Annotated in this window: 10 protein-coding genes; 2 read left to right on the forward strand and 8 right to left on the reverse strand. The window is 55.0% G+C overall.

The genetic code is table 11. The annotated features are described in order from the left end of the window. Window positions 1-15 precede the first annotated feature (15 nt). Genes ribBA through glyA form a run of 5 tightly spaced genes read right to left on the reverse strand, consistent with a single transcriptional unit; the run spans window position 16 to window position 4813 of the window. A complete protein-coding gene (gene ribBA / locus ACQYWX_RS26070) occupies window positions 16-1152 on the reverse strand; it encodes a bifunctional 3,4-dihydroxy-2-butanone-4-phosphate synthase/GTP cyclohydrolase II (RefSeq protein ID WP_431686884.1) in 1137 nt (378 codons plus the stop codon). Between the two features lie 49 nt (window positions 1153-1201). After that, the gene (locus tag ACQYWX_RS26075) at window positions 1202-1870 is read right to left on the reverse strand and encodes a riboflavin synthase (protein WP_431686885.1); all 669 of its coding nucleotides are present in this window, start codon (window positions 1868-1870) and stop codon (window positions 1202-1204) included. Between the two features lies 1 nt (window position 1871). Next, window positions 1872-2960 carry a bifunctional diaminohydroxyphosphoribosylaminopyrimidine deaminase/5-amino-6-(5-phosphoribosylamino)uracil reductase RibD gene (gene ribD / locus ACQYWX_RS26080; protein ID WP_431686886.1) on the reverse strand — a complete coding sequence of 363 codons (1089 nt, stop codon included), beginning with the start codon at window positions 2958-2960 and terminating at the stop codon, window positions 1872-1874. A 29-nt stretch (window positions 2961-2989) separates the two neighbouring features. Then, window positions 2990-3499, reverse strand: a complete 510-nt coding sequence (gene nrdR / locus ACQYWX_RS26085) for a transcriptional regulator NrdR (protein ID WP_216738689.1) — start codon at window positions 3497-3499, stop codon at window positions 2990-2992. Between the two features lie 57 nt (window positions 3500-3556). Further along, window positions 3557-4813: a serine hydroxymethyltransferase gene (gene glyA, locus ACQYWX_RS26090; RefSeq protein WP_431686887.1), complete on the reverse strand. Its 1257-nt coding sequence runs from the start codon at window positions 4811-4813 to the stop codon at window positions 3557-3559. A 387-nt stretch (window positions 4814-5200) separates the two neighbouring features. On the opposite strand from glyA, the gene ettA reads away from it, so the two are divergent. After that, the gene (gene ettA / locus ACQYWX_RS26095; RefSeq protein WP_216738687.1) at window positions 5201-6862 is read left to right on the forward strand and encodes an energy-dependent translational throttle protein EttA; all 1662 of its coding nucleotides are present in this window, start codon (window positions 5201-5203) and stop codon (window positions 6860-6862) included. Between the two features lie 105 nt (window positions 6863-6967). After that, on the forward strand, window positions 6968-7345 hold the full coding sequence (locus ACQYWX_RS26100; protein WP_127973450.1) for a PilZ domain-containing protein: 378 nt from the start codon (window positions 6968-6970) through the stop codon (window positions 7343-7345). An 11-nt stretch (window positions 7346-7356) separates the two neighbouring features. On the opposite strand, the gene radA is transcribed toward ACQYWX_RS26100, so the two are convergent. The 3 genes from radA to ACQYWX_RS26115 form a co-directional block, all read right to left on the reverse strand. Continuing rightward, window positions 7357-8715, reverse strand: a complete 1359-nt coding sequence (gene radA / locus ACQYWX_RS26105; RefSeq protein ID WP_431686888.1) for a DNA repair protein RadA — start codon at window positions 8713-8715, stop codon at window positions 7357-7359. A gap of 32 nt (window positions 8716-8747) precedes the next feature. Further along, the gene (gene hemE / locus ACQYWX_RS26110) at window positions 8748-9818 is read right to left on the reverse strand and encodes a uroporphyrinogen decarboxylase (protein WP_216738685.1); all 1071 of its coding nucleotides are present in this window, start codon (window positions 9816-9818) and stop codon (window positions 8748-8750) included. A 130-nt stretch (window positions 9819-9948) separates the two neighbouring features. Beyond that, the gene (locus tag ACQYWX_RS26115; protein ID WP_011399673.1) at window positions 9949-11367 is read right to left on the reverse strand and encodes an FAD-dependent oxidoreductase; all 1419 of its coding nucleotides are present in this window, start codon (window positions 11365-11367) and stop codon (window positions 9949-9951) included. Window positions 11368-11383: the final 16 nt, after the last annotated feature.

An 11383-nucleotide genomic window follows, 5' to 3' on the forward strand; every position in this document is an offset into this window, starting at 1 on the left:
TCTCCAAACTTAACTCTAATTCGTTGACTCGGCTTCGCCACAAAAGGGAACATATTCCACAACTTCGAGGTCAAAACCGGACAACGCGCTGAACTTCATCGGCGCGCTCATGACGCGCATTTTACCGACGCCGAGGTCCCTTAATATCTGGGACCCCGTACCTATAGTCAGATACGCTCCGGAAACCGGAGAAACATTGCCCGACCGCTTTTTCTTGGGCTTAAAGAAATCATGGACTCTTTCGCTGATATCCTGCTCGCCACTTTCGCTGTCCAACAGAATCACCACTCCCTCGCCTTCTTCAGCCACCTTCGCCAGCGCTTTACCAATGGGCCAGCTCTCAGAACCCGGGCGTATGGCGCCAAACAAATCTTTCAATACGTCGGCGAAGTGAACCCGAACCAGCACAGGCTTATCAGGGCTTGGTTCACCCATCACCAGCGCCAAATGGATATTTTCCTGAATCGTGTCTTTATATGTCACCAACTTGAAGGCGCCGTATTCTGTCGGCAGCTCGTTTTCCTCCAGACGCTCAATGGTCTGCTCTGTTGTGGCGCGATAATGTATCAGGTCAGCGATAGTTCCGATTTTGAGACCGTGCTCGCGAGCGAACGCTTCCAGCTCCGGGCGACGCGCCATAGTGCCGTCTTCATTCATGATCTCGACGATTACTGCTGCGGGTTCGCATCCGGCCAAACGCGCCAAATCACAGCCCGCTTCAGTATGACCCGCACGACTCAGCACGCCACCAGGCTGGGCGGTGAGAGGAAAGATATGGCCTGGCTGCACCAAATCCGTCGGTTTGGTGTTACGTCCTACGGCGACACGAATTGTATGCGCGCGATCTGCAGCGGAAATACCGGTAGTTACGCCCTCCGCCGCTTCGATGGACACAGTGAACGCTGTAGCGAATTGCGCATTATTGGCGTTCACCATGGGATTCAAGCCAAGATACTGGCAACGTTCCCGGGTCATGGGGAGACAAATCAAACCCCGAGCGTGCTTCGCCATGAAGTTGATGTCTTCCGGACGCACCATCTCCGCAGCCATGATAAGATCGCCTTCGTTCTCGCGATCCTCATCATCCATCAAAATAACCATTTTGCCTTGACGGATGTCCTGAATCAGTTCTTCTACGCTGTTAAGCTGCATACTCAGCCTCAAATATCGTACTCACATCTGCTTTCAGCGCATGCGGCTTTTATGATTTATAAAAGCCATGTTGCGCCAGAAATTCTTTACTTATTGTAGACGTCTTCGCGTCGCTCTTTTCAGCGGAAGCGCAAAACAGTAGTCGCTCGGTATAACGGGCAAGGAGGTCCACTTCCAAGTGCACCAGGCTTCCGGTCTTCAGCCCCCCCAGCGTTGTCGCATGCGCCGTGTGGGGCACAATATTCAGACTCATTTCAGACCCGGCGATATCATTAACCGTCAGGCTAACGCCATCGACAGTGATAGACCCTTTTGCGGCGATATAGCGCAACAAATCTTCCGGCGCTCGGATTGATAAGCGTAGAGAGCGCGCATCTTCCTGTTTTGAAATCAGTTCACCAACGCCATCGACATGTCCCGACACCAGATGACCACCCAGGCGCGCGCTCAACTGCATGGCCTTTTCCAAATTCACCTTTACGCCTGAACGCCATGCGGCAATAGACGTATGCGCGGACGTTTCCCGCGACACATCTGCGCGGAAGCCTTTGCCTCTCATTGACGTCACCGTCAGGCACACTCCGTTTACCGCGATGCTATCGCCCAGACGAACGTCCTCCATGAAAGCTCCGGTGGCGCCGATTTCCAGCACCCAATCGCCGCTCTGTTGGCGGATCGCGTTCACTACGCCCACTTCTTCTACCAGTCCGGTAAACATGTCACTCCTTCCTCCAGATCATGCGCACATCGTCGCCGACCTGACGGACTTCGTTTAACTTCAAAGATATAACCTGATCCATTTGATCGAAACACGGCAAAGCGAATGCTGAACGCCCCTCCCCCATTAACTTGGGAGCGATATAAGTCCAAATCTCATCCGCAAGCCCTTGTGCGACAAAAGCGCCCGCCAGGTTGGCGCCCGCTTCAACCAACACTTCATTGCACTCTCTGGTCGCCAAAGCAGAGAGCAAAGCGGTAAGATCGACTCGCCCATTCTCGCCCGTGAGCTTCAGCACCTCAAAGTCAGCCTCACAATTCTGCCGTTGCTTGAGCCAACTTTCAGGAACGTCAGTGCATGTAACCAGTAATATCTTTCCTGGCAGTTTGAGCATTTTGCTATCGGCTGGAAATCGCAATAGGGAGTCCAACACCACCCGCAAAGGTTGCCTCAACTTACCATTACAGGCCCGTTCCAGCTCCTGACTACGGACATTCAGCGAGGGATCATCCGCGATCACTGTGCCGATCCCCGTAATGATTGCAGAGCTGCGGGCGCGCAGTTTTTGCACGTCTTCTCTCGCCGCGCCACCAGTAATCCATTTACTGACGCCATTAAGCAACGCCGACCTTCCATCCAGGCTGCTTGCGACTTTTACCCGCACCCAGGGACGACCCGCGCGCATACGCTGAAAGAAGCCAATATTAAGCTCATCCGCTTCCGCAGCCATACATCCGGCATGGGCTTCAATACCTGCATTTCGCAGTAGAGCCAGTCCTTTGCCGGCAACGCTTGGATTAGGATCTTCCATGGCCGCGACGACCCGCCGCACGCCAGCCTTAACCAGCGCTTCAGCGCAAGGCGGCGTACGCCCATGGTGACTGCATGGCTCCAGCGTCACATAACAGTCAGCGCCTCTTGCAGAGTCGCCAGCTGTCCGCAATGCATTGACCTCCGCGTGCCCTTCACCGGCGCGTTCATGCCAACCTTCGCCGACAATCTCGCCATTTTTCACCAAGACACAGCCCACTCTGGGATTAGGATCTGTGGTGTATAAACCACGCTCGGCCAATCGCAGCGCGCGCGCCATGAATGCATAGTCTTGCGAGGAAATAGCCATTACTTGGAAGTGACGTCGTCTTTATTAGACGCTTTTTCCGACATCATGGGTGTGGCTGCATCTCTGGAGAGTTTGTCAATCTCAGCGCGAAACTCATCCAAGTCCTGGAACCTGCGATAGACCGAAGCAAAACGGACGAAAGCGACCTGATCCAGTTCACGCAGCTCCGCCATAACTTCTTCCCCAATGACTCTGGAGTTCAGTTCCCGTTCTCCGGTGGCGCGCAGACGGAATTTAATACGGTCTACAGCCGCTTCTATTTCCTCCATGCTCACCGGGCGCTTTTCCAATGCTTTCAGGAAGCCCGCCCGCAGCTTATCTTCGTCAAAAGGCTCACGGGTGCCGTCTTGTTTCACGACTCTGGGCATCACCAACTCCGCCGCTTCGTAGGTAGTAAAGCGTTCAGAGCAAGAGACGCACTCGCGGCGGCGGCGCACCTGGCTGCCATCGGCGACCAAGCGGGAGTCAATTACCTTTGTGTCCGCAGCGCTGCAAAACGGGCAATGCATATATCACCAAAATCCTGTGTCCAGAAAAGCAAATGCTCCCCGCAGGGAGCGCTTTATTTATCCTTTGTATACCGGGAAACGTTTGCACAGCTCCAGTACTTGCTGCTTAACGCGCTGGATAGTCTCTTCGTTTTCGATATCGTCCAGAACGTCGCAGATCCAGCCAGTCAGCTCTTTGGCTTCCGCTTCGCCCATGCCGCGACGGGTGATGGCAGGCGTACCGATGCGTAAGCCGCTGGTGACGAATGGAGAGCGAGGATCATTAGGCACCGCGTTTTTATTCACTGTGATGTTGGCGCGCCCCAATGCCGCGTCAGCATCTTTCCCGGTGATATCTTTCTTGATCAGGTCAACCAGGAACAAATGGTCGTCCGTACCGCCGGAAACAATGTCATATCCGCGCTGAATAAAAGTGTCCGCCATAACTTGGGCGTTTTTAACTACTTGCGCCTGATATTGCTTGAATTCATCAGTCATCGCTTCTTTGAAGCAAACCGCTTTCGCAGCAATGACATGCATCAAAGGGCCGCCCTGGCTCTCAGGGAAGACAGCAAAGTTCAGTTTCTTTTCCAGCTCTTCGTTGGCTTTGGCGAGAATCAGACCGCCGCGGGGACCGCCTAATGTTTTGTGAGTCGTGGTCGTAGTGACGTCGGCGATCTGCACTGGGCTGGGATATACGCCCGCAGCCACTAAACCGGCGATGTGGGCCATGTCGACAAACAAGTATGCGCCGATTTCGTCCGCGATAGCGCGGAAGCGCCCCCAATCAATCACTCGGGAATAGGCGGAGAAGCCCGCCACGATCATCTTGGGCTTATTCTCACGCGCCAACTTGGTGACTTCGTCGTAGTCAATCTCACCGGTTTCTGGATTCAAGCCGTACTGCACTGCTTTGTAGATACGGCCAGAGAAGCTGACGGAGGCGCCGTGAGTCAGGTGACCGCCGTGGGCCAGGCTCATACCGAGGATCACATCGCCAGGTTTACACAGGGCCATGTATACCGCTGCGTTCGCCTGAGAGCCAGAGTGAGGCTGCACGTTGGCGTAATCTGCGCCGAACAGCGCTTTAGCGCGGTCGATAGCCAGTTGCTCAACCACGTCGACATATTCACAACCGCCGTAATAGCGCTTGTTGGGATAACCTTCCGCATACTTGTTGGTAAGCGCGGAGCCCTGGGCTTCCATAACGCGTGGACTGGTGTAGTTTTCAGATGCAATCAGTTCTATGTGCTCTTCCTGACGCTGGGTTTCACCTTGCATGGCGGTCCAAAGATCAGGATCAAAACTTGCAATGGTCATGTCACGCGTAAACATCTGTCGCCTCTATCTCTAGGAAGTGAGTACCGTAGTTTCGTGAAGTCAGCGTACGGCGGTGAGAAAAGCCGCTATTTTAATCGATTATCCCCTGCTCTTCACCCCATTTTGCTGCGCGTCGGAGAAGGCGGGGCAAAGCTCTGGCAAAACCGCCGCCCGTTTGCCAAAGACAACGATTTCAGCTAACTTAAACGGCCATTCACAGTACCATTCCATTCGCCCAGACGCTTGCGGCCGGACTTTACGCCAATGTCCAGACAGGCCCGCGCAGTTTCCAGCCGTCACTCGTTAGGACAGATGGAGTCTCAGAATTATTTCCATAAACGGCTTAACGCGGGCGAACGCTTTCGTTTTCACTATCAAATCAAAGATATAGGTTTCAATCTCATGGCACAGTACGTGTACACCATGAATCGGGTGGGCAAAGTGGTCCCCCCGAAGCGAGAAATTCTTAAGGACATCTCTCTCAGCTTCTTCCCTGGCGCCAAAATCGGCGTTCTGGGTCTGAACGGCTCAGGTAAGTCCACTTTATTGCGCATTATGGCTGGCGTGGACACCGACATTATCGGCGAAGCCCGTCCGCAGCCTGGCATTAATGTCGGCTACCTGCCGCAGGAACCTCAGCTGGATGAAAGCAAAGATGTTCGCGGCAACGTCGAAGAAGCCGTAGCAGAAATCAAAAACGCAATGACGCGCCTGGATGAAGTATACGCAGCCTATGCGGAGCCTGACGCCGACTTTGACGCCCTGGCCGCAGAGCAGGCCAAGCTGGAAGCGCTGTTGCAGACTACAGACGGCCATAATCTTGAGCGCACGCTGGAAGTCGCCGCCGACGCGCTGCGCCTTCCCCCCTGGGACGCCCAGGTAAGCACCCTGTCCGGAGGCGAGCGCCGCCGCGTTGCTCTGTGCAAGCTGCTGCTATCCAAGCCAGACATGCTGCTGCTGGACGAACCTACCAACCATTTGGACGCAGAAAGCGTCGCCTGGCTGGAACGCTTCCTTCATGAATATCCCGGCACCGTCGTAGCGATTACCCACGACCGATACTTCCTCGACAATGTCGCCGGCTGGATACTGGAGCTGGACCGCGGTCGCGGCATTCCTTTCGAGGGCAACTACAGCCAGTGGCTGGAAGCCAAAGAAAAACGCCTTGAGCAGGAAGAGAGAACTGAAGCCGCTCGCCAGAAGACCATCAAGTCAGAGCTGGACTGGGTGCGCAGCAACCCCAAAGGCCGCCACGCCAAGAGTAAAGCGCGTCTGGCCCGCTTTGAAGAGCTGTCGTCTCAAGACTTCCAGTCCCGTAACGAAACCAACGAGATTTACATTCCGCCCGGACCACGTTTGGGGGATATCGTCATTGAAGTCAATGACGTCAAGAAACGCTTCGGCGACAAACTACTGTTCGATAACCTTAACTTCAATGTGCCCCCAGGCAGCATTGTCGGCGTCATCGGCGGCAACGGAGCGGGTAAATCCACATTATTCAAGCTGATCGCAGGTATGGAGCAACCAGAGTCTGGCGCTATCCGCCTTGGCGACACCGTGCAGCTTTCCTACGTTGGACAAATGCGGGAACTGGACGACAGCAAAACCGTATGGGAAGAAGTCAGCGACGGTCAGGATATGATTGAAGTGGGTTCTTATCGCACACCTTCCCGCGCCTACCTGTCCCGCTTCAACTTCCGCGGGGGCGAACAGCAAAAGCGGGTCAAGGAACTGTCTGGCGGTGAACGCAACCGCCTATTCCTGGCCAAGCTGCTAAAACAAGGCGGCAACGTATTGCTGCTGGACGAACCTACCAACGATCTGGACGTTGAGACCTTACGAGCGCTTGAGGAAGCCTTACTGGCGTTCCCTGGCTGCGCCATTGTCATCTCGCACGATCGCTGGTTCCTTGACCGAATCGCCACCCACATCCTGGCTTTCGAAGGCGACAGTGAAGTGGTTTGGTTCGAAGGCAACTTCTCCGAATACGACGAAGACTACAAGAAACGCGTCGGCGAAAGCGCCGCCGTGCCCCAGCGCATGAAATACAAGCGCCTGGCCTGATAGCCTTTCTTTCCGGACGGGGTCAACGCCCCGTCCGCCTCTCTCAACGTGAAGTTCTCCCATGTAGCGACTATAGTTTAGGTATCGCTACAGGGAATAAAAACTATGTCGCCCACGACTTCTTCCGATCGCCGCCGTTTTCAGCGTATATCATTCGATGCGGAGGTGACCATTCAACAAAGCAACCGCAGCTGGATCAGTCAGTTATTGGATATCTCTTTTCGCGGCGCACTGGTGCATGAGCCTGCAGACTGGGGTGATGCTGACGCCAACGCTCCGTTTGAGCTTCGCGTCAACCTGGGAGCGGAGCATTTAATCAGTTTCAACGGGCATTTGCGCCACGCAGAAAAAGGCCATCTTGGCTTTTCCTGCGAGCACATGGATCTGGATAGCGCCTCCACGCTGAGACGCCTGGTGGAATTGAATCTGGGAAGTTCCGATCTGTTGGAAAGAGAACTCGCCGCACTGATTGAAACAGTGTAACGCCCCTCGCGTTACAGCAGCTCCAGCGCCTCCTGCAGACGGGAAACGCCAATCACCTGCATGCCTTCAGGGGCTTTCTTGGGTGCGTTTGATTTGGGAACAATCGCCTTGGTGAAGCCGTGCTTGGCCGCCTCGACAATACGCTCCTGCCCACTGCTGACGGGCCGGATCTCTCCTGACAGACCCACCTCGCCAAACACCACCCAATCACTTGGCGCCGCTCGGTCCTTGAAGCTTGAGGATATCGCCATCAATACTGCCAAATCCGCACTGGTTTCGGCGATTTTCACACCGCCCACCACGTTAATGAACACATCCTGATCCCCCACGTGTAAGCCCCCGTGGCGATGCAAGACCGCCAATAGCAGAGCCAGACGCTGGGGGTCTGAACCTATCGCCAAACGTCTGGGGGCCGCGCCGAAGCCTTGATCCACCAACGCCTGAATTTCCACCAGCAGTGGTCGGGTGCCTTCCCAGGCGACGGTCACAATACTGCCCGCAGCGGTGTGTCCCTCGCGATTAAGAAAAATAGCACTGGGATTTTTAACGTCCTTTAGCCCCGTCTCCATCATGGCGAAAACGCCTAACTCATTCACGGCTCCAAAACGATTCTTGATCGCGCGCAACGTCCGGAAACGGCTATCTTCGTTACCTTCCAGCATGATAGAGGCGTCGATCATATGCTCAAGCACTTTGGGCCCCGCCAAAGAGCCGTCTTTCGTGACATGGCCGACGATCAACAAGGCGACGCCGGACTGCTTGGCGTAACGGGTAAGCGCCGCAGCGGCTTCGCGCACCTGCGCCACACTGCCGGGCGCGGATTGCAGCTCCGCCATATGCATGACCTGAATACTATCAATCACAAGAATATTCGGCTGCTGCTCGCGCGCGGTATCGAGAACGCTTTCGACGTCCGTCTCCGACATCACCTGCATACCGTGACTGTTAAGCTGCAGCCGGCGTGCGCGCATGGCGATCTGTTGAATGGACTCTTCCCCGGTCACATAGAGGATTTTGTGTCGCTCCGCCAGTCGACAGGTCGTCTGCAGCAACAGCGTACTTTTGCCTGCGCCGGGATGACCACCGATCAGCACAACCGATCCGGGAACAATACCGCCTCCGAGCACACGGTCAAACTCGGGACTCAGAGTGGATGTGCGGGGAAGATCGACCAGTTCGACCTCTTCCAGAGACTGTAATTGCGCCCGCTGCCCAGTAAATCCGCTGCGGGCTGCGCTCTTGACAGGCACCCGGCTTTCACGGAATTCGCTGATCGTATTCCAGGCTCCGCATTGAATACACTGCCCCATCCATTTGCGGTAATCCGCGCCACATTCCGTGCAGACGTAACTGGTCTGTTTCTTCGCCATTCCTACAAATACTCCATTAACGCCAATCGTAATCAGGCATTCTGATGATAAGGCGCGCTCAACTCATGGACGGCGTCGATAAAGACTTTCGCGTGCTCTGGATCTACATCCGGCGTGATCCCGTGCCCCAGATTGAAGACATGCCCCTCGCCAGAACCAAAGCTCGCCAGAATTCGTGAAACCTGATCCCGAATCGCAGCAGGAGGCGCATATAGTGCAGCCGGGTCCATATTGCCCTGCAAAGCAACCCGGTCGCCCACTCGCCTTCTGGCCTCGCTGATTTCCGTCGTCCAGTCGAGTCCTAGCGCGTCGGCGCCTGCATCTGCAATATGCTCCAGCCATTGGCCGCCATTTTTGGTGAACAGAATCACCGGTACAGGACGCCCCTCCGCCTCACGCTGCAGCTTCGACACGATCTTTTTCATATAAGCCAGGGAAAATTCAAGGTATCCCGCAGCAGTCAGAGCGCCGCCCCAGGTATCAAAAATCTGCACAGCCTGCGCACCCGCACGAATTTGCGCATTCAGGTAATCTGCTACGGAATCAGCCAGTTTATCCAGCAACAAATGCAACAATTCCGGTTGTCCGTATGCGAGCTTCTTGATTTCACGGAAGTCCTTGCTTGAACCGCCTTCCACCATATAAGTAGCCAGAGTCCAAGGGCTGCCGGAAAAGCCGATCAGGGGAACGCGACCGTTCAACTCCCGGCGAATGGTGCGTACGGCGTTCATGACATAGCCGAGATCTGTGTCCGCGTCTGGCATATGCAGCGCGTTGACGTCCGCTTCCGTTCTTACCGTCTTTTTGAAACGGGGGCCTTCTCCAGTTTCGAAGTACAGGCCCAGCCCCATCGCGTCAGGAATAGTGAGGATGTCAGAGAAAAGAATCGCCGCATCAAGCTCAAAACGCTCCAGTGGCTGAAGCGTGACTTCACAGGCGAATTCCGCATTTTTACACAGGTCCATGAAGCTGCCTGCACGAGCCCTGGAAGCCCGATATTCAGGCAAGTAACGTCCGGCCTGGCGCATCATCCACACCGGCGTCACGTCCACCGGCTGTCTCATCAATGCGCGTAAAAATCGATCATTCTTCAGTTCTGACATGACGTCTCCAGGGTTCCAGAATTTGAGAGCAGCACATATACCACGTTCGCCCCCAACAAAAAAGGCATGGAAAACCATGCCTTTTTATACGTCTGAAGCTTTTTGATTGTTAATCAATCACTTCACAGCGTCATACTTCCAGATAATCGAGAATGCCTTCTCCCGCCTGTCTGCCTTCCCAGATAGCGGTGACCACCAGGTCGGAGCCGCGCACCATGTCTCCGCCGGAGAACACTTTCGGGTTAGTCGTCTGGAATTTGTATTGCTGCTGTTCCGGCGCAATGACTCGTCCGCCGTTATCGACATCAATGCCAAACTCCTGGAACCAGGGTGAAGGGCTGGGACGGAAACCAAATGCGATCAGCACCGCGTCCGCCGGCAGAATCTCTTCGCTTCCCGCCACCACTTCAGGACGACGACGACCATTTTCGTCCGGTTCACCCAAGCGAGTTTGCACCACTTTCACGCCCTCTACCCGCTCATCGCCGATGATGGCGACGGGCTGACGGTTGAACAGGAACTTGACGCCCTCTTCTTTCGCGTTGGCGACTTCCTTACGTGAACCAGGCATGTTGGCTTCGTCGCGACGGTAAGCGCAGGTTACTGATTTAGCCTTCTGACGAATCGCCGTCCGGTTACAGTCCATTGCGGTATCGCCACCGCCGAGGACCACCACCCGCTTGCCCTGCATGTCGACAAAGTCTTCCGGCGCTTTTTCATAACCCAGACAACGGTTGACGTTGGATATCAGATACGGCAGCGCGTCATAAACGCCAGGCAATTCCTCGCCAGGGAAACCGCCTTTCATATAGTTGTAGGTTCCCATTCCCAGGAAGACGGCGTCGAATTCATTCAACAAATCCGCAAACGCCACATCTTTCCCTACATCCGTGTTCAGACGGAACTCGATGCCCATCTCTTCAAACAGTTTGCGGCGGCGCACCATAACCTCTTTTTCCAGTTTGAACTCTGGAATACCGAAGGTCAGCAACCCGCCAATTTCCGGGTAGCGGTCGAACACGACAGGCTTCACGCCATTGCGGATCAGTACGTCCGCGCATCCTAAACCGGCGGGACCCGCGCCGATAATGGCGACCCGTTTATCGGTCATGGCCACCTTGGACATATCCGGCTTCCAGCCCAGAGCCAGCGCCGTATCCGTAATATATTTCTCGGTCGAACCGATCGTCACGGCGCCGAAGCCATCATTCAGAGTACAGGCGCCTTCGCATAGTCTGTCCTGCGGGCACACCCGACCACAGACTTCAGGGAGCGTGTTGGTCTGATGGCTGAGCTCGACCGCCGCCATGATGTTGCCTTCCGACGCCAACTTTAGCCAATTGGGAATGTAGTTATGCACTGGGCATTTCCATTCGCAATAGGGGTTGCCGCACTCCAGACAACGGTGCGCCTGGTTTTTGACTTCCTCTTCCTTAAAGGGCTTGTAGATTTCTCTAAACTGCTTCTTACGACGCCCAACCGGAACCTTTTCAGGATCTTGCCGTCCCACATCGAGGAACTGAAAGTTATTGCTCAGTCTCTCCGCCATTGCGTCTAAACCTCTA

The sequence above is a fragment of the Hahella sp. NBU794 genome, from assembly GCF_050749805.1.
Lineage (GTDB): Bacteria > Pseudomonadota > Gammaproteobacteria > Pseudomonadales > Oleiphilaceae > Hahella.